Raw genomic sequence first — 19171 nt, forward strand, 5'->3', positions numbered from 1 at the left:
ACTTCGCTCGGTGTCGTCAGGGCCGCACCTGTCCGGTGCCGCGCACGCGATACTTGAACGAGGTGAGCTGCTCGACGCCGACAGGCCCGCGGGCGTGCATCTTGCCGGTGGCGATGCCGATCTCGCCGCCCATGCCGAACTCGCCGCCGTCGGCGAATTGCGTCGAGGCATTGTGCAGGAGGATCGCCGAATCGATCTCGGAGAAGAACCGCTCGACCACGGCGGGATCCTCGGCGATCACGGCTTCCGTATGGGCCGACGACCAGGTGTTGATGTGCTCGATCGCGCCGGAAATGCCGTCGACCAGTCTTACCGAGATGATCGCATCGAGATATTCGGTGGCCCAATCCTCGTCGGTCGCAGCTTTCAGGCCGGGCATGAGCCTTGCGAGGTCGTCGCAGACGCGCACCTCGCAGCCGGCATCGACGAGCGCCTCAAGGAGCGGCTCTGCGAATTTCTCGGCTGCGTTGCGGTCTATCAGCAGCGTCTCGGCGGCGCCGCAGATGCCGGTACGGCGCATCTTCGCATTGACGACGATCTTCTTCGCCATATCGCGATCGGCCGACGCATCGACATAGATGTGGCAGAGACCCTCGAGATGGGCGAAGACCGGCACCCGCGCCTCTTTCTGAACACGGGCGACCAGGCTCTTTCCGCCGCGCGGCACGATCACGTCGATCGCGCCGTTCAGGCCGGTGAGCATGGCGCCGACGGCAGCGCGATCGGCGACCGGCACCATCTGGATCGCATCTTCCGGCAGGCCGGCGGCCTTCAATCCCTCGGTCAGGCAGGCATGGATCGCCCGCGACGAGTGAAAGCTGTCGGATCCGCCGCGCAGGATCACCGCATTGCCGGCCTTGAGGCAGAGCGCGCCGGCATCCGCCGTCACGTTCGGACGGCTTTCATAGATCACGCCGATCACGCCGAGCGGCGTCCGCACCCGTTCGATGTGGAGCCCGTTCGGACGGTCCCATTCGGAGATCACCTCGCCGACGGGGTCCCTGAGTTCGGCGATCGCGCGGATGCCGTCCGCCATGTCGCGGATGCGGCTTTTCGTCAGCGTCAGCCGGTCGATGAAGGCGGCGGCGACGCCGCTTTCGCGCGCGTTTTCGAGGTCGAGCGCATTGGCGCCGAGGATCTCGGCGGTCCGCGCGACGATGACGTCTGCCATGGCGACGAGTGCCGCATGCTTGCGCTCGGCGCTTGCAGTCGCGAGCGGTCGGGCGGCCGCTTTGGCGCGGCGTCCGATCTCCAGCATCATCGCGTTGACGTCCTTGTCCTGTTCGACCGTCTCAAGCATGGAGCTTGCCCTTTCCCTCGTCGCTTTCCTCTGCAGGGCGCGCGCCCGATGGAGCCGTCATGACCAGATCGTCGCGGTGAACCATGGCGGTGCGGCCGGCATAGCCGAGGATAACAGCGATTTCGGCCGACTTCTTGCCGGCGATCTGGCGCGCCTCGTCGGCATCGTAGCCGGCAAGGCCGCGGGCGATCTCGCGGCCGGAATCGCCGATGATCGCAATCGTATCTCCACGGCTGAAGCTTCCCGTCACCTGCCGGACACCGGCCGGCAGCAGGCTCTTGCCGGAACGCAGCGCCGCTTCCGCTCCGGCATCGATCGAGAGCGAACCGGCCGGCAGGAGCTGTCCGGCGATCCAGGTCTTGCGGGCGGTCACCGGAGAGCCTGACGGCGCGAACCAGGATGAGCGCGCGCCCGCCTCGATCGCGGCCAGCGGATGATCCGGCTTGCCGGAGGCGATGATCATGGCGCAGCCGGCAGTGGTGGCGATCTTGCCGGCGTCGATCTTGGTACGCATGCCGCCGCGCGACAGCTCGGAGGCAGCGCCGCCCGCCATTGCCTCGATCTCGGGCGTGATTTCGGCGATCGTTTCCAGGAAACGGGCGTTCGGATCGAGATGCGGCGGCGCGGTATAGAGCCCGTCGATATCCGAAAGCAGGACCAGAAGGTCGGCGCCGACCATGGTCGCGACCCTGGCTGCGAGCCGGTCGTTGTCGCCATAGCGGATTTCGGTGGTCGCGACCGTGTCGTTCTCGTTGATGATCGGCACCGAGCCGAGCTTCATAAGCTGGCCGATCGTCGCGCGAGCATTGAGGTAGCGTCGTCGTTCCTCGGTGTCGCCGAGGGTCAGGAGGATCTGGCCGGCGACGATCGCATGGGTCGAGAGTCTCTCAGACCAGGCACGCGCCAGCACGATCTGGCCGACGGCGGCGGCCGCCTGGCTTTCTTCGAGCTTCAGCGCACCCGCTGGCAGATCGAGCACCGTTCGTCCAAGCGCGATCGCTCCCGAGGAGACGACGAGGACTTCCACGCCCTTGGCCCTGAGGGCCGCAATATCGGCGCAGAGCGCGTCGAGCCAGCTCTTCTTGAGCCCCGTCTTGCGGTCGACGAGGAGTGCCGAGCCGATCTTGATGACGACCCGGCGGTATTTCTCGAGCGCTTTGCGGGCCTTGTTCATGCCTAAGCTTCCTCTTCGCCCGCCTTTGCAGCGGCGATGACGCTGCGCAATGCTCTCAGCGCCTCCGTCATACCCTTGTTGGTCACGGCGGAGATGAGAAGCGGCGGCGTGCCGCAGGCTTTGCCGAGCGCCTTGGCCTTCGCCTTCAATTCCTCCTCGTCCAGCACGTCGATCTGCGACAGAGCCACGATCTGGGGCTTCTCCTCGAGCCCCCCGCCATAGGCCTCGAGCTCGTGCTTCACGGTCTTGTAGGCCTTGGCGACATCCTCTTCCTGCGCGGAGACGAGATGCAGCAGCACCCGGGTGCGCTCGACATGGCCGAGGAAGCGGTCGCCGATGCCGACGCCCTCATGCGCCCCTTCGATCAGCCCCGGAATGTCGGCGATGATGAACTCCTTCTCGTCGATGGTGGCAACGCCGAGATTGGGATGCAGCGTCGTGAAGGGATAGTTGGCGATCTTCGGCCGAGCCCGGGTGCAGGCGGCGAGAAAGGTCGACTTGCCGGCATTCGGCAGGCCGACGAGGCCGGCATCGGCTATCAGCTTCAGCCGCAGCCAGATCGTCTTTTCCTCGCCCTCCAGGCCCGGATTGGCCCAGCTCGGCGCCTGATTGGTGGAGGATTTGAAATGTGCGTTGCCGAAGCCGCCATTGCCGCCGGCGGCGAGCCGGTAGCGCTGCCCTTCCGCCACCATGTCGACGATCAGCGTCTCGTTGTCTTCCTCGAAGATCTGCGTGCCGACCGGCACCTTCAGCGTCACGTCGCCGCCCTTGGCCCCGGTACGGTTGCGTCCCATGCCGTGCGTGCCGGTCTTGGCCTTGAAATGCTGCTGATAGCGGAAGTCGATGAGCGTGTTGAGGCCATTGACGGCTTCCACCCAGACATCGCCGCCGCGGCCGCCGTCGCCGCCATCAGGGCCGCCGAACTCGATGAACTTCTCGCGGCGGAAGGAAACGGCGCCCGCGCCGCCATCCCCTGACCGGATATAGACTTTCGTTTCGTCGAGGAATTTCATCGGTTCGCCATTTCTGAGTGATCGCTTCGAGTCGAGGACGGAATGCGGGGCAGCCCGCGCACGTTCCCGATCCCGCTCTGCTTTTGCGCCATCGATATAGGCGCTTCCGGCAGAGGTCAAAGATTATCGACATGAAGAACCCCGCCAGGAGCTGTACCGGCGGGGTTTCCTATCCGTTCAGTCCGGCCGGCGCAGGTCCTCGGCCGCCAGCCGGGTTTCGATATGCGCGACCATCGCATTGCGGGCGAGCGCATAGATCTGGCTGCAGCCGGTGATCCGGAAGCCCAGCTTTTCCTGCACCTTTAGCGAGGCCGGGTTGTCGGCGAAAACGCCCGAATGCAGCACCGTTTCCGGCATACGGCGGAAGAAGCGCTCGACCGCGGCATGGACCGCCTCGCTCGCCAGACCCTTGCCCCAGTAGAACCGGTTCAGCCAGTAGCCGACATGCCATTGGCCGTGCCGGAGCTCGATGCCGATGCAGCCGATATGAACGTCGTCGCCCGGGGTGGTGATGGCGAGCGTCCAGTCCGGCAGCACATCGGCCGTCTGGCGGTTGAGCCAGTCGAGCGCATCCTGGTGGTGGTAAGGCGCCGGAACGCGCGAAAGCATCTGCGCGACCTGGAAATCCCCGAGCGAGTCGGCGATCGCCGCCGCATCGGAAAGCCGGTGCGGCCGCAGCCGCAGCCGTTCCGTTTCGATGACCGGCGCCGGGCCGGGGCCGGGACGGGCGACCGCCCGGGCGCGCTCTGTGACCAGGGCGTTCATCGGACACCTCCCCAGCTTCTCAAGGAGACCCAGGTCTTGCGGTCGAGCCTGTACCATTCGACCGGGACCATGCCGCCGAGCGCCAGGCTGCCGACCATGCCGGAACCCTGGAACTGGAAGCCGCACTTCTGGATGACCCGGCGCGACGCGATGTTCATGACCCGGCAGCGCGCATCGATCTGGTCGATGTCGCGGGTGCGGAAGGCCATGTCGGTCAGGGTCTGTGCCGCCTCGGTCGCATAGCCCTGGTTCCAGTAGGGCTCGCCCAGCCAATAGCCGAGCTCGACGGTTTTTTCGTCGGCGTGCGGCTCGACACCGCAGCAGCCGAGAAATGCGCCATTGTCCGCTTTCGTGATCGCGTAGACGCACTTGCCAATCGTGCCGGCTTTTGCGCGTCGCACGAAATCGGCCGCATCCGCCGTCGTATAGGGGTGCGGCATGCGCGAGACCATGTTGGCGATGTTGGCATTGTTGGCAAGATGGGCAAGGGCGTCGATATCGTCTTCATGGGGCGCGCGCAAAACGAGCCTGGGCGATAACAATATCGGGCAATCGGTCCTTGACCGCTGAGGCCTCAGCCTTTGTTCGGGAGACCGGGATTGGTCTTCCCTGACGAGCTCGGTTTGCATGGTTCTTCCTCCAGACATGCGAAAAGGGGAGTTGGGTATCGCCCCATCTCCCCTTTGAAGTCTGGCTTTGGAACCTTGCGGTGCGTCAGCCGGGTCGATGAGACGCCGGCTGTTTTAGAGCGCTACCGGCTTATTCCGCTGCTTCGGCTTTCGGCATTACAGACACGTAGACTCGGCCGTTGGCCTTCTTGCGGAAGTCCACGTTGCCCGTCGTAAGCGCAAAAATCGTATGGTCCTTGCCGAGGCCTACATTGACGCCGGCATGCCACTTCGTGCCGCGCTGGCGCACGATGATGTTGCCTGGAATGACGGCTTCGCCGCCGAACTTCTTCACGCCAAGGCGCTTGGACTCGGAATCGCGACCGTTACGCGACGAACCGCCAGCTTTCTTGTGTGCCATTGGTGTTCTCCTTTAAACCTTCGATCCCGGAACTCAGTTTGCAGCTTCAGCGGCGGCTTCGGTCTTCTTCGAAGCCTTCTTCGCCTTGCCGCCGGCGGCAGCGATGTCCAGGATGCGGACGATCGTCTGATGCTGGCGATGTCCGCGCGAGCGCTTGGAGTTCTGGCGGCGGCGCTTCTTGAAGGCGATGACCTTCTTGGCGCGGCCCTGATCCACGACTTCGGCGCTGACGACGGCACCTTCGACAAACGGAGCACCGATGGTGGCATCGGCGCCGACGCCGACCATCAGGATCTCGGTGAATTCGATCTTGTCGCCAGCAACGCCTTCCAGCTTTTCGATGGCAATGACGTCATTGGCCGCCACGCGGTACTGCTTACCGCCGGTCTTGATGACTGCGAACATATTTTGTCCTTTCATGTTCGGTCCGGCTCTTTGCCCGAAGACAAGGCCGTCTTTTTGTCAGTCGCTACATGGAGCGAAGCGCCTCGGAAATCCTCGACCTTCGCCAGTGAACGGGCACAACACTTACCCGGCGCGGCACGGGCTAAGCCCACACCAACTCATGGCGCGGATTACGGGAACGGCCCTTGCTTGTCAAGGCGAAAGCCACCATATCGCAGATATTCTTATCGCAAGCCCTTGCCAGCGGCAGAAACTGCCGCTATGAACCGGCCGCGCTGAACAAGCGCCAACCGGCCCCGCGGAGAGGTGGCAGAGTGGTTGAATGCACCGCACTCGAAATGCGGCATGGGTGCAAGCCCATCGGGGGTTCGAATCCCCCCCTCTCCGCCAGATGTCTTACTGCGTTTTTTCCGAGTTTTCTACCGTTTGCCATAATTCCCGGCACGCTCGATCTTATGAGGCGGGATGAGCTTGCACACCAGTTTTAATTCCGTCGTAGGCTTCGACTCAGCCTGGACCGATAACCCGAAAGCTCCCGGAGCGATCTGCGTCATTCGTCTGGATGGCGACGGCACTCATTTGCATCTTGCGCCTCGGCTCGCCTCGTTTGCGGAGGCTCTGGATGTCATCGAGCGCGAGCGCAAGGATGCCCAGAAGTGCCTTGTGGCGCTTGATCAGCCGACGATCGTCCCGAACCTCACCGGCTCGCGTCCCGTCGACAGGGTAGCCGGCTCGCTGATCTCCTGGATTGGAGGCGGCGTTCAGCCTGCAAGCCGGTCGAAGAAGGGTATGTTCGATGACGGCGCGCCGATCTGGCGGTTCAAGCAGGCCATGGGAGCGACGGAAGAGCCGGAAATGGCACGAACGGCTTCCAGCGGCCTCTTCCTGATCGAAGTTTTTCCGGCTCTGGCACTGGCTGCTATCGAGGGGGCCTTCTGTTCGAGGCTTGCAGCCCCGAAGTACAATCCTGCCAACCGGAAGCGCTTCAAGATCAGCGACTGGCAGGCAGTCGCAGAAGCGACCAGGCGGTTCGGCATGCTGAACTCGCTGCGGCACCTGGACGAATGGTGCTTGATAGCGGCAAACGCCGAGGCGCCGAGCAAGGCCGACCAGGACAAGGTCGACGCATTGATCTGCGGCCTTATCGGGTTGCATTGGCTTGTCGCTCCGCGGGATCAGTCGGTGATGATCGGTGACCTGGAGAGTGGCTATATGATCGCGCCGGCGACGCGCGGCGTGCATGAGAGGTTGCGCGCGGCGGCGCGGCAGCGGGATGTAGCGATTGCCTGAGAAGGGTCACGCACACAGGTCCGCCGCTTCCATGCTGGAATGTCAATCCTCAAGCCCGAGAGGCGGATCTCAACCCGGTCTTATTCTGTGAGCACACAGCGCGAAGCGCCCTTATGCATCCCCCAGCATCACTCCCCCGCATTCCTGCTGAGCCACGCCTCCAATCCCGCGATCACCGACAGCCTCAAACTGGCGTTGCGCGTCAGCGCCCGGGCAAGCGGGCGGCCGTCGGGTGGGAAGCCCATTTCGGCCATGACGTCGGCAGGTTTCAGCCCGCGCCGGGTCATTATCGTTCTGATCCCGGCAATTGTTGAGGGAAGCAGGTAGCGGCCGCTGGCGATCGGGGTTCCGGCGGGCTGCGGGCCGGCTTCCAGCGGGGCGGCGGCGGGCGCGGGCAGCGCGCCTTTGGAGACGAGCCAGGCGAGAAAGCTTGCACGTTCGGCATCGCTTGCCTTCGCCCAGGAGTTCTTGAGCTTCTCCAGACGGCTGCGCTCCGGCTTCAGGCCGGCGAGGACCAGCGCCTGGCGCAGCGACGGGATTTTGCCGGTGGCAAGCGCGGCGTGGATTTCCGGAAATTCGGCCTTGAGGCGGTGCAGGTTGGGGGCGTCGTCGCCTTTGGTTTTCTTCGCCATCTCGGCTCCGCTTGTGACTCTCCCGGGCGGTCTAGAGCATTTCACCGTTTCATAGAAACACTGAAATTCTCTAACGGATACAACGCAGTTTCGGACGGAAAACCGTTACACACTTTCCTGGAAGCGCTCCAGCGCCGGCAGAATGGGGGCGAGCGAATATCCGATGTCCGCTGAACCTCGGTTTGAAAGCCGGTCCCGCTCCAGTTCTGCACAAGTCAGCCTTTCTAACGTCGCCCGACAGCCGTAATGAATGCGGCGAAGGAAGGACGATTCGATGTCTGACGATGTTGAGCGCTACGGCGACCCGCAGGATGCGACCGTGGCCCTGTACCTCATGAACAATGACGGCGGCGAGCTGACCGACGTGCTGGTCGCTGCGCTCGAAGACGCGTTTCGGATTCTCGATGAGGAATGGTCGAGCCGGTCGATGCATTGAGGCATCGCCGGTAAAGCCTGCACGCAAACGGCCATTCTGCGCGCGGAAACGCGAAGCCGTTCACCCGTTCTTGAGCAGACCCTCCATTGCGGCCGCAGCGCCGAGCAGCATCGCGTCCGCGCCGTGCCGGCCCATCAGCATCAGCCCTGCCGGCCGGCTCGAGCCCACCATCGGCAGGGTTATTGCGGTCAGGTCGAACTGGTTGGCAACCTGAGTGTTGCGCAGCAGCAGGTCCTCCACGCGGCGGTATTCCCTCCTGTCCTCTTCGACCGAGGCGATGCTGACGGCGGGGATGGGTGTGGTCGGCAGCAGCGTGAGATCGAAGGGTGCCAGCCGCTCGTCCATGACGCGCATGAGCTCTTGCCGCGTCCGCAGCAGGTCCTGGATCGCGGCGTCGGGGACCGTGAGGCGGCGGCGCAATGTGGATTTTACGCGGATGTCGACCGGCGCATTGTCGTCCAGGAGCCAGCCCGCGTGCACACGGCTTGCCTCGAGGCCGGCGAGCGAGCCGATCGCGGTTGCCTCGGCGAAGCGGGCAAGCAGATCGTCGATCCTGCATGCGGCGAGTTTCGCACCCGCACGGGAGAGTGCCTGCAGGCTCCTTTCGAAAGCCGCCGCAATCTCCGGCGCAAGCCCTTGGAGAAGGGCGCCTTCGGGGATGCCGAGCTTCAGGCCGGCGAGCGGCACGGGCTCGAGCGGCCTCGGCGTCTCGCCGGCCATGACCGCGTCGGCGGCCGCGCAATCGGCGACCGTGCGCGCAAGCGGGCCGATCGAATCGAGGCTGGGGGACAGGGGAAATGCGCCCTCCAGAGATACGCGGCCGGCGGTGGGCTTGAAGCCGACCAGGCCCTGCAGGGCGGCCGGAATGCGCACCGAGCCGCCGCTGTCGGAGCCGATGGCGATCTCGCTCGTGCCCTCCGCCGCCGAGACAGCGGCACCCGAGGAGGAACCGCCGGGAATGAGGCTCGGGTCGACGGCGTTGCCGGGCACCGGGTAATGCGGATTGAGGCCGACGGCGGTAAAGGCGAATTCCGTCATGTGAGACTTGCCGATGATGACGGCGCCGGCCGCGCGGAGACGCCGGACGATCACCGCGTCCGCTGTTGCCGGAGGCGCCGCGCGGCGGATGATGGAGCCCGCAAGCGTCGGCTCGCCGGCGATGTCGAAGAGGTCCTTGATGGAGACGATCCGCCCGTCGAGGGGCCCGAGGCGTGTGCCCTCGCGCCGCCTCCCGTCGGCAGCGTCCGCCTCCGCGCGGGCTCGCTCCCGATAGAGCTTTACAAAAGCGCGTTCATCGTTTCGCCGCCCGTCAAGTCGGGCGAGAACGGTTTCGAGTCGGTCGCGGGACGGCATATCTGACGGGGGCAAGGAAGGACCTCGTGAATTGCGGCCCAAGTCCGGATGGAAGTCCTTGGAAGCGCTCCAATATTTAAAGGATCGTACGATTGATGTACAATAGGGGGCGATAGCGACAAGCAATCGGGAAGACGCCGATGCGAATTCTACGATCCTCCGCAATCCTCGACTCCTCCGCCATCCACGAGGTCAGATACGATGCGCCGCGCCGGACGTTGAGCGTCTGGTTCCTCGGCAACCGCAGGCCCTATCACTACCTCGACGTTCCGGAAGAGGTTTACGAGGAACTGTTGCATGCGGATTCCGCCGGCAACTATTTCAATCAGCACATCCGCCATCACTACGGGTTCCTGCATTAAGGCCTGTTTCATTACTGAGATTCATTTCGGAGGACTGCAATCTCTCCTCCCTCGTCATCTCTGTGCTCGTCACAGAGATGAAAGCGGCGCCGCGTCTGCGGCGCGGGAAGCGTTCTTTCAGCCCCAAGGACTTGGTCTGGCTGGATTCCTGTGACAAGCACAGGAATGAGGAAATCGAACAAGCGGCGGCGGATGGCCCGAGGCCGTTTCACAGAACTGTCGCCAAACAGTCCGAATAGTTTCATCCGTCTGTAAAGCCGCTGACATCCGGCTGGCCAATGGTCCGCTCGCAAGAACCGACGATTCGCGAAACGGAACCGGAGGCAGGGATTGGCCGCTCTTCGAAACACCCTCACCAGGCGTTCTTTCCTCTTCTCCGCCGGCGCCGCCGGTCTTGTCGCTTCTTCCGGTCTCGCCACGCCGTTCTATGCGCGCGGCTACGGGCGGCCGGAATTCGCCCATGGGGTGCAGTCCGGCGATGTCGATACGGGCTCGGGGATGATCTGGACGCGGGTCGATCGGCCGGCGCGCGTTTCCGTCGAATATTCGACCACCGAGAGCTTTTCGAATGCCGTCAGGCTTGCCGATATCGATGCGACGCCGCTGACCGACTGCGCCGTCAAGTGCCGGCTCGACAAGCTGCTGCCGGACCAGGACATCTTCTATCGATTCGTCGCGACCGATCTCTACGACGCCAATCGCGTCTCCGAACCGGTCGTCGGGCGCTTCCGGACGGCTCCCTTGCGGCGCCGCTCCGTGCGTTTCGTCTGGTCCGGCGACACGGCGGGGCAGGGCTGGGGCATCGACGAGATCGGCATGAAGACCTATTCGACCATGCGGCTGCACGAGCCGGATTTCTTCATTCATTCCGGCGACACGATCTATGCCGACAACCCCATCCCCGACGAGATCAGGCTGCGCGACGGCGGCACGTGGAAGAACCGGATCGTCACGCCCGAGAAGCGCGACGTCGCGCGCACGCTCGAGGAATATCGCGGCCAGTGGAAGTACAACCTGCTCGACGAGCATGTGCGGAGGCTCCATGCCGAATGTCCCACCTTCTATCAGTGGGACGACCACGAGGTCCTGAACAACTGGTCGGCCTCGACCGATCTCAGCGACGATCCGCGCTATCCGGAGAAGGATGTCGCCGTCTATGCCGCCCGCGCGGCCCGCGCCTTCCACGAGATGACGGCGATCCGCACGCTTCCGACGGAGCCCGGCCGCATCTTCCGCAAGATCGCCTATGGTCCGCTGCTCGACGTCTTCTTCGTCGATCTGCGCTCCTATCGCGGCCCCAATCAGGGCGAGGGGGGAGGCGGCGACCTCTTCGGCTGGCGGCAGGCGGACTGGCTGAAGCGCGAGCTTGCGGCGTCCAGCGCCACCTGGAAGGTGATCGCCTGCGACATGCCGATCGGTCTTATCGTCTGGGACGACTATTCGGCAAGGCGCGGATCGGATGCCATCGCCGATGGCGACAATGGCGCGCCGAAGGGGCGCGAGACGGAATTTGCGGATCTCCTGCGCTTCGTCCGCGACAACGCGATCGAGAACATCGTCTGGCTGACGGCGGACGTGCATTACACGGCGGCGCATCACTACGATCCCTCGCGGGCCGCCTTCAAAGACTTCTCGCCGTTCTGGGAGTTCGTCTCCGGGCCGCTTCATTCCGGCACCTACGGACCGAAGGAGCTCGACATGACCTTCGGACCCGAGGTTCGCTTCATCAAGGCGTCGGGCGGAGGAATCGACAGCAACCTGCCGCCGTCGGCGGGCCTGCAATTCTTCGGCATCGTCGATATCAGCGGCCAGACGCGGCAGATGACGGTGCGGCTGATGGACCGGCAGGATCGGGAACTCTGGCGGGTAATCCTCGATCCGGCGGTGTCCGTTTGAGCCGGCGGCGCTTCACGCAGGTCAGCCCTGCGCGCCGGCCCCCTTTCGCTCCCGGGAAAAAACCTGTATGAGCGCGGCAACTGAAAAGCGGTACCTGCCTCGTCGCGCGTGCCCACGAACTTTCCGAGACAAAAAATGAGCATTCGCAACATCGCGATCATCGCGCACGTCGACCATGGGAAAACCACGCTCGTCGACGAACTCCTGAAGCAGTCGGGCTCCTTCCGCGAAAACCAGCGCGTCGCCGAGCGCATGATGGATTCCAACGAACTGGAAAAGGAACGCGGCATCACCATCCTCGCCAAGGCGACTTCGGTCGAGTGGAAGGGTACGCGCATCAATATCGTCGATACCCCCGGCCACGCCGACTTCGGCGGTGAAGTTGAGCGCATTCTGTCGATGGTGGACGGCGCCATCGTTCTGGTCGACGCCGCCGAAGGCCCGATGCCGCAGACGAAATTCGTCGTGGGCAAGGCCCTCAAGGTCGGTCTTCGGCCGATCGTGGCGATCAACAAGATCGATCGTCCCGATGCCCGTCACGAGGAAGTCATCAACGAGGTATTCGATCTCTTCGCGGCGCTGGACGCGACCGATGAGCAGCTCGACTTCCCGATTCTCTACGGTTCCGGCCGTAACGGCTGGATGAACGTTGCGCCGGAAGGTCCGCAGGATCAGGGCCTGGCACCGCTCCTCGATCTCGTTCTCGATCACGTTCCGGAGCCGAGCGTCGGCGAAGGTCCGTTCCGGATGATCGGCACCATTCTGGAAGCCAATCCCTTCCTCGGCCGCATCATCACTGGCCGCATTCATTCCGGTTCGATCAAGCCGAACCAGGCGGTCAAGGTCCTCGGGCAGGACGGCAAGGTGCTCGAATCCGGACGCATCTCCAAAATTCTTGCATTCCGCGGCATCGAGCGCCAGCCGATCGAGGAAGCCCATGCGGGCGACATCGTGGCGATCGCCGGCCTCTCCAAGGGTACCGTCGCCGACACCTTCTGTGATCCGGCCGTCAACGAGCCGCTGAAGGCGCAGCCGATCGATCCGCCGACCGTCACCATGTCCTTCCTCGTCAACGATTCTCCGCTCGCGGGCACAGAAGGCGACAAGGTCACTTCGCGCGTCATCCGCGACCGCCTGTTCAAGGAGGCCGAGGGCAACGTCGCGTTGAAGATCGAGGAATCGTCCGAGAAGGATTCGTTCTACGTGTCGGGCCGAGGCGAACTGCAGCTCGCGGTCCTGATCGAAACGATGCGCCGCGAGGGCTTCGAGCTCGCCGTCTCGCGTCCGCGGGTGGTCATGCACAAGGATGAGAACGGGCAGCTTCTGGAGCCGATCGAAGAGGTCGTCATCGACGTCGACGAGGAGCATTCGGGCGTCGTCGTCCAGAAAATGTCCGAACGCAAGGCCGAAATGGCCGAGCTTCGCCCGTCCGGCGGCAACCGCGTGCGGCTGGTGTTCTTCGCGCCGACCCGCGGTCTCATCGGCTATCAGTCCGAGCTTCTGACCGATACGCGCGGCACGGCCATCATGAACCGTCTGTTCCACGACTATCAGCCCTACAAGGGTGAGATCGGCGGCCGGGTGAACGGTGTTCTGCTCTCGAACGACTCCGGCGAATCCGTGGCCTATGCAATGTTCAATCTCGAAGATCGCGGCCCGATGATCATCGACGCAGGTGAAAAGGTCTATGCCGGCATGATCATCGGCATCCACACGCGCGACAACGATCTGGAAGTCAACGTCCTCAAGGGCAAGAAGCTCACCAACATGCGCGCGTCCGGCAAGGACGAGGCGGTAAAGCTGACGCCGCCGATCCGCATGACGCTCGACCGGGCGCTGTCATGGATCCAGGACGACGAACTGGTCGAGGTCACGCCGAAGTCGATCCGGCTCCGCAAGATGTATCTCGATCCGAACGAGCGCAAGCGCTTCGAGAAGTCGCGGACGGCCGGCGCGGCTTAAGGGCTGGACGAGGAACCGGAACGTCCCTCATCCGGCCTGCCGGCCACCTTTTCCCGTTGTGACGGGCAGAAGGCGGCTCGCGGCTGAACCCGAGGAGAGGGCGAGTCCGATCCTTCTGATTTCGTCGATCTTGCGAACCCCGGAGCGATCCGGGGTTTTTGCTGTGTGTGCCTTTCGCGGGCGGCTTGCGGATAAAGTTAAAAAGGCGTTAACCTTGGGGCAGGTGCCGTTAAAGTTGCCTGTGGGTTAACGCCGCGCGACAGTCCGGCGGGATTCCTGTCCGCCGCGTCGTGTGTTTAGAGTCGCAAGTCATGAAGACTGTTTCGATCGAGGTTCGGCCTGGGGAGCCGCATGAGGCGGCGGCAATCGCCGACGTGCATCGCGTTTCCTGGTTGCAGGCCTATGGCGGCATCATCCCGCACCGCCCCCTTGTCCGAATGGTCAATCGCCGCGGCGAGACCTGGTGGCGCAAGGCCACGCGCGGACCGGCGACCCTTCTCGTCGTCGACGTCGCCGGCACGATAGCCGGCTATGCGACGCTGGGCCTGAGCCGGGCGCGAGCGCTGCCGCAGGAAGGCGAAATCTACGAGATATATCTCAGGCCGGAATATCAGGGCATCGGCCTCGGACGTGTCCTTTTCGGGGAAGCAAAGAGCCTTCTAAAGTCGCTCGGCTGCGAAGGGCTGGTCGTCTGGTGCCTGGAAGACAGCGCGAACGCCTATAATTTCTTCCATTCGGCAGGCGGTCGCGATATTGCCGAAGGGATGGAGGATTTCGGCGAGAAGCACCTGAAGAAGGTCGGCTTCGTCTGGAGTTGAGGAGTGCCGCGAGGCGCTGTCATCGGTCCGGGCGTTTAGGACAGCCTCATTTCGGCAGGAAGTGCATGGGTTCGCCCGCCTTGTCGCCGCGATTTCCGTGATAGGATGCCTGGTCCGTGCCGCAGCGGAAGCTTGCGGCTCTTTCGTCGGCTATCCTGCGCGCCAGCGTGTTCGCATCGGCATTGGCGAGCGCGTCGACGTAGCCGACGACGCAGCCGTCGCCGTCCTCCTTCTGCGCGACCTTCGAAATCACCAGAACCTGTCCTTGGAACGCCTTCGTGCTCCTGTCCGTCTGCGGATCCGGGTTCTCGATGATCCAGCGCAGGATGGCGGCGATCGGCTTCCTGCTGTCGTCGAGGCGCCATTCGACGGTGGTTTCGGCATGGTTGAAGGGACCGAAACTCTCGAAGCCGTTCTCCAGATAGCTTTGCCTGACATGGCCGAAGAAGAAGCTCTGGCGGATATCGCTCTCGATGAAATGGACGGGATAGTCACCTATCCCGGGACAAAGGCTCTGCGACGAGGCACCTTCCCACTCGCGCAGGAGCCGGCACTTGTCGCGGCTGACGTCTGTGTAGACGCTGTCATTGGCAAGTGCAGGCGCAGAGATCAGGGCGGCGGAAAGAAAACAGCGAAGTTTCGGGCGCATTGTCTCTCCTGCGAAGATAAATATCAGCCCCGCCCCTTTTTAGCCGCGTGGCGTGCCTAGAGCAAATCCGCCCGCCCGGAACCAAAGTCATGTTGCATCGCGGCATGTTTCCCTTTATCCGACGGGACGACTTTTCAAACGACCCCTGGAGGTGCTCATGCGGATCGACGCGATTTCCATCGGAAAGAATCCACCGGAAGATGTCAATGTAATCGTGGAAGTCCCGGTCGGCGGGCATCCGATCAAATACGAAATGGACAAGGAGGCCGGCACGCTGGTGGTCGATCGCTTCCTCTACACGCCGATGACCTATCCGGGCAATTACGGCTTCGTGCCGCACACGCTTTCCGACGACGGCGATCCGATCGACGTGCTGATCTGCAATACCCGTCCGCTGGTTCCGGGCTGCGTCATCAATGTCCGCCCGATCGGCGTGATGATGATGGAAGACAATTCCGGCCAGGACGAAAAGATCATCGCGGTTCCCTCCGCCCATCTGACCAAGCGCTACGACAAGGTGCACGATTACACCGACCTGCCGGAAATCACCCTCAAGCAGATCGAGCATTTCTTCGAGCACTACAAGGATCTGGAGCCCGGCAAGTGGGTGAAGATCTTCGGCTGGAAGGATGCCAGCATGGCCAAGCAGCTGATCCGGGAAGCGGTCGAGCGCGCCAAGACGAAGAAATAATCGTTTCGCTGTTTTTCCGAAACTGAAAATCTCCGGCTCGACCTCGATCCGGAGGTTTTTTGCGCTTGGATCAGGACGATCTTAGGTCGGGTCGCCGCAAACTCTCGAATAGGTCGACGCGCGGGACGGGGCGAAACCGCACGCACTTTTCCTCATCCCTGCTCTGAGGCGTGTTGAGATCCGGGCCCGTCGCCGCCGCCTGTTCGATCTCCTCATTCCTGTGCTTGTCACAGAAATCCAGCCAGGCCAAGTCCTTGGGCTGGAAGGCTCTTCCGCGCCGCAGACGCGGCGCTGCTGGATCCCTGTGACGAGCACAGGGATGAGGGTGGAGAGGGTGCGGTCCTCGGCGCGCCTGATATACCGTGAAGAGAGTGAGGCGGCGCGGAAGGCGGGGCACGCCCGTGTACAGCGTTCCGCTTCGCTTCGCTTCGATGCAGATGTAGACGTAGCCCTTTATCGCGTGGCAGGTTGGCCATTCCCTCGCACATCGGCAAGCGAAAGTTGTAGTAGCCGCACATCCCCCGGTCCCTCATTCCTGTGCTTGTCACAGGAATCCAGCCAGACCAAGTCCTTGGGCTGAAAGAACGCTTCCCGCGCCGCAGACGCGGCGCTGCTCTCATCCCTGTGACGAGCACAGGGATAAGGATGAGGAGAGATTGCAGTCTCCGAAAAGTTTCCTACGACGCCGCGCGTCTTATGAGACGCGCAAAGGTCGCTGCAGCACTTTGAGCTGCTGCATGTTTTTGTCCTTTGATCGGCTACGATCAAAGGAAACGTTCAGTGGCGCACGAAGGAATTCGAGCGCATCGCCATGGGTGCCGGCAATCGCAACAGGCCTTAGCGCAGCAGCGCAGGAGCGATGGTGGTGTTCAGGAAGAGCTGGATGAAATAGAGGATCACCAGCACGACGAGCGGCGAAAGGTCGACGCCGCCCATGTCGGGCAGCACGCGCCGGATCGGCCGGTAGAGCGGTTCGGTCAACTGATAGAGCGAGCGGCCGATCATGTTGATCGCCTGATTGTTCACGTTGATCACGTTGAACGCATAGAGCCAGGAGAAGATGGCCGAGGCGATGATCAGGAACCACGCAATGTTGATGATGAAATTCAAGGTGCCGATGACAGCAAGCATGCCAGTCTCCAATTCGTTGTTGACAGACATGTAGACATTAGGAACTAAACGAGCAAGTACGCCGGCCCGTCTCGCGCGATCATGTCAATGGCACGGAGCGCGCCTTTCTTCCCTTCCCTGCAGTGCTCAGCGGTCTTCCGATGCGCAAGGATCGCTGCAGGATTCAATTTCCGCACGCTCCCGCTGTTCGATCGGCGACGATACCAGGAGCCTGCAGCAGGAGCATTCAAGCATGTCGGCCGTCCATGCCGCGCACCGCTTCGCCGCCTTCAGGCATGTCGGCTACCGGCGTTATTTCTTCTCCCGCCTGCTCGCCTATTTCGCCGTCCAGATCATGTCCGTGGCCGTCGGCTGGCAGATCTACGATCTGACGCGGGATCCTTTCTCGCTTGGTCTCATCGGCCTTTTCCAGTTCCTGCCCTCCCTCGTCCTCATTCTCGTGACGGGCAGCGTGGCGGATCGCTACAATCGTCGGGCGATCATGGGCATCTGCATGCTGGTCAGCACGCTCTGCGGCGCAGCACTTCTGCTTTTGACGGTGACGGGGCTGTTTTCACCCTGGCCGGTTTACGCGATCCTCGTCGTGTTCGGCATAGAGCGGGCTTTTCTGGGGCCCGCTTCCCAATCGCTGGCGCCCAATCTGGTGCCCGCGGAAGACCTGCCCAATGCAATCGCCTGGAACTCGACCTCCTGGCAGACGGCGATGATCGTCGGCCCGGTGGCTGGTGGGCTCCTCTACGGATTCGGCCCGACCGTGCCCTATGCGGTCAGCCTCGGCTTCTTCGCTGCCGGCGCCCTGATGGTCTTCGCCGTGCCGAAGCCCGCGAGGCGCTCGCCGCCGTCGGCCGCAAGCTGGCAGACGATCACCGCGGGTTTCCGCTACATCAAGGCCGAGAAGATCGTGCTGGGGGCGATCTCGCTCGATCTCTTCGCCGTGCTGCTCGGCGGCGCCGTCGCGCTCATGCCGGTCTTCGCGCGGGACATCCTGACGCTCGGGCCGTGGGGCCTCGGCCTCCTGCGGGCCGCACCCGGTGTCGGTGCGGTCGGCATGGCGGTGTGGCTGGCCGCCCACCCGATCCGCAATCGGGCCGGTCTCTATATGTTCGTCGGCGTCGCCCTCTTCGGCCTCGCAACGGTCGTTTTCGGCCTTTCGGCGACGCCCTGGATATCGATCGCCGCGCTCGTCGTCATGGGCGCTTCCGACATGATCTCGGTCTATGTGCGCGAGATCCTGATTACGCTCTGGACCCCGGATGAGCTGCGCGGCCGCGTGAACGCCGTCAACATGGTGTTCGTCGGTGCTTCCAACGAACTCGGCGAGTTCCGCGCCGGCATGATGGCGTCCGGCTTCGGCGCGGTCTTCGCGGTCGTCTTCGGCGGCGCAGGCACGCTTTTCGTGTCGCTGCTGTGGGCACTCGGCTTTCCGCAATTGCGCCGGATCGACACGCTGGATGTGCCGGAGGCGCAGCGGAGGGGGTGATTGGGAGGGGTCAGGAAGCGGGCAATTGCTGCTGCACGCCGCGATCGCGCCCTCTCACAGCCCCGCCCTCCATAAAAATCAGCTCCAGAAAATTCTCCATCCATGTCCGCAAGGGATGGTCGTGCAGCATGCGGCCCTCCAGATGCGCTTTGCCCAGCTGGGCACCGGGGAGCTCGAAGCGATGGGCGCCGTGCACCACCCAGCGATGCATCATCGCCCGCGTCAGCTCGCCGTGGAACTGGATGCCCCAGGCATTTTCGCCGTAGCGGAAGGCCTGGTTGGGGTAGGTATCGCCGGTTGCCAGCAATTCGGCGCCCTTCGGCAGGTCGAAGCCTTCGCGGTGGAAGTGATAGACCATCGCCGGCCAGTCCATCAGGGCCTTGCCGGCCTGCGTGGCTCTCAAGGGATACCAGCCGATCTCGGTGATGCCTTCGTGATGGGCTGCGACCTTGCCGCCGAGATTTCGGGCCAGCATCTGCGCCCCGAGGCAGATTCCGAGATAGGGCTTGTTTTCCAGCAGCGGCACGGACAGCCAGTCGATTTCGCGCCGTACGAACTCCTCTTCGTCATTAGCGCTCATCGGTCCGCCGAAGATGATCGTCCCCGAATGCGCTTCCAGCGTGGGCGGCAGCTCGTCGCCGAGCGCGGGGCGGCGGATGTCGAGCGTAAAGCCCTTCCGCTCGAGAATGTGACCGACACGGCCGGCGCTCGAGCGCTCCTGGTGAAGCACGATGAGGATGGGTCTCTTGGCGTCTCTTTGGGTGTCTGGGACCTCTGGCGGCATC

The 19171-nt window shown here is 63.3% G+C and carries 20 protein-coding genes and 1 tRNA gene; 9 read left to right on the plus strand and 12 right to left on the minus strand.

All coding sequences use genetic code 11. The features are described 5' to 3' along the window. Nucleotides 1-16: 16 nt before the first annotated feature. The 7 genes from AC5J09_RS27255 to rplU form a co-directional block, all read right to left on the minus strand. The gene (locus tag AC5J09_RS27255) at nucleotides 17-1300 is read right to left on the minus strand and encodes a glutamate-5-semialdehyde dehydrogenase (protein WP_494299012.1); all 1284 of its coding nucleotides are present in this window, start codon (nucleotides 1298-1300) and stop codon (nucleotides 17-19) included. Next, nucleotides 1293-2474 (minus strand): glutamate 5-kinase, encoded by a 1182-nt coding sequence (gene proB / locus AC5J09_RS27260; protein ID WP_494299013.1) that lies wholly within the window; start codon nucleotides 2472-2474, stop codon nucleotides 1293-1295. The genes AC5J09_RS27255 and proB overlap by 8 nt, the downstream gene beginning before the upstream one ends. A gap of 2 nt (nucleotides 2475-2476) precedes the next feature. Then, entirely contained in the window at nucleotides 2477-3487 is a 1011-nt protein-coding gene (gene obgE, locus AC5J09_RS27265; RefSeq protein WP_003531226.1) for a GTPase ObgE, read from the minus strand. A gap of 177 nt (nucleotides 3488-3664) precedes the next feature. Next, nucleotides 3665-4252 (minus strand): GNAT family N-acetyltransferase, encoded by a 588-nt coding sequence (locus AC5J09_RS27270; protein WP_494299014.1) that lies wholly within the window; start codon nucleotides 4250-4252, stop codon nucleotides 3665-3667. Beyond that, complete coding sequence (locus AC5J09_RS27275) at nucleotides 4249-4881, minus strand: GNAT family N-acetyltransferase (protein ID WP_018097332.1); 633 nt, start codon at nucleotides 4879-4881, stop codon at nucleotides 4249-4251. The genes AC5J09_RS27270 and AC5J09_RS27275 overlap by 4 nt, the downstream gene beginning before the upstream one ends. Nucleotides 4882-5011: 130 nt before the next feature. Continuing rightward, entirely contained in the window at nucleotides 5012-5281 is a 270-nt protein-coding gene (rpmA, locus tag AC5J09_RS27280; protein ID WP_018097331.1) for a 50S ribosomal protein L27, read from the minus strand. Nucleotides 5282-5314: 33 nt separating this feature from the next. Further along, nucleotides 5315-5686, minus strand: coding sequence for a 50S ribosomal protein L21 (gene rplU / locus AC5J09_RS27285; protein ID WP_494299015.1), 372 nt, complete (start codon nucleotides 5684-5686; stop codon nucleotides 5315-5317). Nucleotides 5687-5986: 300 nt separating this feature from the next. On the opposite strand from rplU, the gene AC5J09_RS27290 reads away from it, so the two are divergent. Together AC5J09_RS27290 and AC5J09_RS27295 are read left to right on the plus strand one after the other, a co-directional pair. Next, nucleotides 5987-6076, plus strand: a tRNA-Ser gene (locus AC5J09_RS27290). Nucleotides 6077-6151: 75 nt separating this feature from the next. Next, on the plus strand, nucleotides 6152-6976 hold the full coding sequence (locus AC5J09_RS27295) for a DUF429 domain-containing protein (RefSeq protein WP_494299016.1): 825 nt from the start codon (nucleotides 6152-6154) through the stop codon (nucleotides 6974-6976). A gap of 128 nt (nucleotides 6977-7104) precedes the next feature. Here the strand turns inward: AC5J09_RS27295 and AC5J09_RS27300 are convergent, their stop codons facing one another. Continuing rightward, on the minus strand, nucleotides 7105-7608 hold the full coding sequence (locus AC5J09_RS27300; protein WP_494299017.1) for a hypothetical protein: 504 nt from the start codon (nucleotides 7606-7608) through the stop codon (nucleotides 7105-7107). A 274-nt stretch (nucleotides 7609-7882) separates the two neighbouring features. On the opposite strand from AC5J09_RS27300, the gene AC5J09_RS27305 reads away from it, so the two are divergent. Then, nucleotides 7883-8044 carry a hypothetical protein gene (locus tag AC5J09_RS27305; protein ID WP_440853673.1) on the plus strand — a complete coding sequence of 54 codons (162 nt, stop codon included), beginning with the start codon at nucleotides 7883-7885 and terminating at the stop codon, nucleotides 8042-8044. A 60-nt stretch (nucleotides 8045-8104) separates the two neighbouring features. On the opposite strand, the gene AC5J09_RS27310 is transcribed toward AC5J09_RS27305, so the two are convergent. Beyond that, nucleotides 8105-9412, minus strand: a complete 1308-nt coding sequence (locus tag AC5J09_RS27310; RefSeq protein WP_494299018.1) for an amidase — start codon at nucleotides 9410-9412, stop codon at nucleotides 8105-8107. 125 nt (nucleotides 9413-9537) lie between these two features. Here AC5J09_RS27310 and AC5J09_RS27315 point away from each other — a divergent pair, with 125 nt between their 5' ends. The 4 genes from AC5J09_RS27315 (at nucleotide 9538) to AC5J09_RS27330 (ending at nucleotide 14435) form a co-directional block, all read left to right on the plus strand. Continuing rightward, a complete protein-coding gene (locus AC5J09_RS27315) occupies nucleotides 9538-9759 on the plus strand; it encodes a KTSC domain-containing protein (RefSeq protein WP_100672766.1) in 222 nt (73 codons plus the stop codon). Nucleotides 9760-10089: 330 nt separating this feature from the next. Then, a complete protein-coding gene (locus AC5J09_RS27320) occupies nucleotides 10090-11655 on the plus strand; it encodes an alkaline phosphatase D family protein (protein ID WP_494299020.1) in 1566 nt (521 codons plus the stop codon). A gap of 135 nt (nucleotides 11656-11790) precedes the next feature. Then, a complete protein-coding gene (gene typA / locus AC5J09_RS27325) occupies nucleotides 11791-13617 on the plus strand; it encodes a translational GTPase TypA (protein ID WP_324762471.1) in 1827 nt (608 codons plus the stop codon). 311 nt (nucleotides 13618-13928) lie between these two features. After that, nucleotides 13929-14435: a GNAT family N-acetyltransferase gene (locus AC5J09_RS27330; protein ID WP_494299021.1), complete on the plus strand. Its 507-nt coding sequence runs from the start codon at nucleotides 13929-13931 to the stop codon at nucleotides 14433-14435. A gap of 46 nt (nucleotides 14436-14481) precedes the next feature. Here AC5J09_RS27330 and AC5J09_RS27335 read toward each other — a convergent pair whose 3' ends face one another. Continuing rightward, nucleotides 14482-15084 carry a hypothetical protein gene (locus AC5J09_RS27335; RefSeq protein WP_494299022.1) on the minus strand — a complete coding sequence of 201 codons (603 nt, stop codon included), beginning with the start codon at nucleotides 15082-15084 and terminating at the stop codon, nucleotides 14482-14484. Between the two features lie 157 nt (nucleotides 15085-15241). Here AC5J09_RS27335 and ppa point away from each other — a divergent pair, with 157 nt between their 5' ends. Continuing rightward, on the plus strand, nucleotides 15242-15775 hold the full coding sequence (gene ppa, locus AC5J09_RS27340) for an inorganic diphosphatase (RefSeq protein ID WP_003531185.1): 534 nt from the start codon (nucleotides 15242-15244) through the stop codon (nucleotides 15773-15775). Nucleotides 15776-16612: 837 nt separating this feature from the next. On the opposite strand, the gene AC5J09_RS27345 is transcribed toward ppa, so the two are convergent. Next, nucleotides 16613-16906 (minus strand): YggT family protein, encoded by a 294-nt coding sequence (locus AC5J09_RS27345; RefSeq protein ID WP_003531184.1) that lies wholly within the window; start codon nucleotides 16904-16906, stop codon nucleotides 16613-16615. A 232-nt stretch (nucleotides 16907-17138) separates the two neighbouring features. Here AC5J09_RS27345 and AC5J09_RS27350 point away from each other — a divergent pair, with 232 nt between their 5' ends. After that, nucleotides 17139-18386, plus strand: a complete 1248-nt coding sequence (locus tag AC5J09_RS27350) for an MFS transporter (RefSeq protein ID WP_100672771.1) — start codon at nucleotides 17139-17141, stop codon at nucleotides 18384-18386. A 10-nt stretch (nucleotides 18387-18396) separates the two neighbouring features. Here the strand turns inward: AC5J09_RS27350 and AC5J09_RS27355 are convergent, their stop codons facing one another. Then, the gene (locus AC5J09_RS27355) at nucleotides 18397-19170 is read right to left on the minus strand and encodes a glutamine amidotransferase (RefSeq protein WP_324762468.1); all 774 of its coding nucleotides are present in this window, start codon (nucleotides 19168-19170) and stop codon (nucleotides 18397-18399) included. Nucleotide 19171 lies beyond the last annotated feature (1 nt).

The organism is Sinorhizobium sp. (assembly GCF_059070375.1).

What these genes read in the sequence shown, in the direction of transcription:
- rplU (WP_494299015.1), bottom strand. Translation starts at nt 5,686, where the DNA reads ATGTTCGCAGTCATCAAGACCGGCGGTAAGCAGTACCGCGTGGCGGCC.
- AC5J09_RS27275 (WP_018097332.1), bottom strand. Translation starts at nt 4,881, where the DNA reads ATGCAAACCGAGCTCGTCAGGGAAGACCAATCCCGGTCTCCCGAACAA.
- AC5J09_RS27330 (WP_494299021.1), top strand. Translation starts at nt 13,929, where the DNA reads ATGAAGACTGTTTCGATCGAGGTTCGGCCTGGGGAGCCGCATGAGGCG.
- typA (WP_324762471.1), top strand. Translation starts at nt 11,791, where the DNA reads ATGAGCATTCGCAACATCGCGATCATCGCGCACGTCGACCATGGGAAA.
- AC5J09_RS27270 (WP_494299014.1), bottom strand. Translation starts at nt 4,252, where the DNA reads ATGAACGCCCTGGTCACAGAGCGCGCCCGGGCGGTCGCCCGTCCCGGC.
- AC5J09_RS27300 (WP_494299017.1), bottom strand. Translation starts at nt 7,608, where the DNA reads ATGGCGAAGAAAACCAAAGGCGACGACGCCCCCAACCTGCACCGCCTC.
- AC5J09_RS27315 (WP_100672766.1), top strand. Translation starts at nt 9,538, where the DNA reads ATGCGAATTCTACGATCCTCCGCAATCCTCGACTCCTCCGCCATCCAC.
- AC5J09_RS27305 (WP_440853673.1), top strand. Translation starts at nt 7,883, where the DNA reads ATGTCTGACGATGTTGAGCGCTACGGCGACCCGCAGGATGCGACCGTG.
- obgE (WP_003531226.1), bottom strand. Translation starts at nt 3,487, where the DNA reads ATGAAATTCCTCGACGAAACGAAAGTCTATATCCGGTCAGGGGATGGC.
- ppa (WP_003531185.1), top strand. Translation starts at nt 15,242, where the DNA reads ATGCGGATCGACGCGATTTCCATCGGAAAGAATCCACCGGAAGATGTC.
- AC5J09_RS27345 (WP_003531184.1), bottom strand. Translation starts at nt 16,906, where the DNA reads ATGCTTGCTGTCATCGGCACCTTGAATTTCATCATCAACATTGCGTGG.
- proB (WP_494299013.1), bottom strand. Translation starts at nt 2,474, where the DNA reads ATGAACAAGGCCCGCAAAGCGCTCGAGAAATACCGCCGGGTCGTCATC.
- AC5J09_RS27295 (WP_494299016.1), top strand. Translation starts at nt 6,152, where the DNA reads ATGAGCTTGCACACCAGTTTTAATTCCGTCGTAGGCTTCGACTCAGCC.
- AC5J09_RS27350 (WP_100672771.1), top strand. Translation starts at nt 17,139, where the DNA reads ATGTCGGCCGTCCATGCCGCGCACCGCTTCGCCGCCTTCAGGCATGTC.
- rpmA (WP_018097331.1), bottom strand. Translation starts at nt 5,281, where the DNA reads ATGGCACACAAGAAAGCTGGCGGTTCGTCGCGTAACGGTCGCGATTCC.
- AC5J09_RS27255 (WP_494299012.1), bottom strand. Translation starts at nt 1,300, where the DNA reads ATGCTTGAGACGGTCGAACAGGACAAGGACGTCAACGCGATGATGCTG.
- AC5J09_RS27335 (WP_494299022.1), bottom strand. Translation starts at nt 15,084, where the DNA reads ATGCGCCCGAAACTTCGCTGTTTTCTTTCCGCCGCCCTGATCTCTGCG.
- AC5J09_RS27355 (WP_324762468.1), bottom strand. Translation starts at nt 19,170, where the DNA reads ATGCCGCCAGAGGTCCCAGACACCCAAAGAGACGCCAAGAGACCCATC.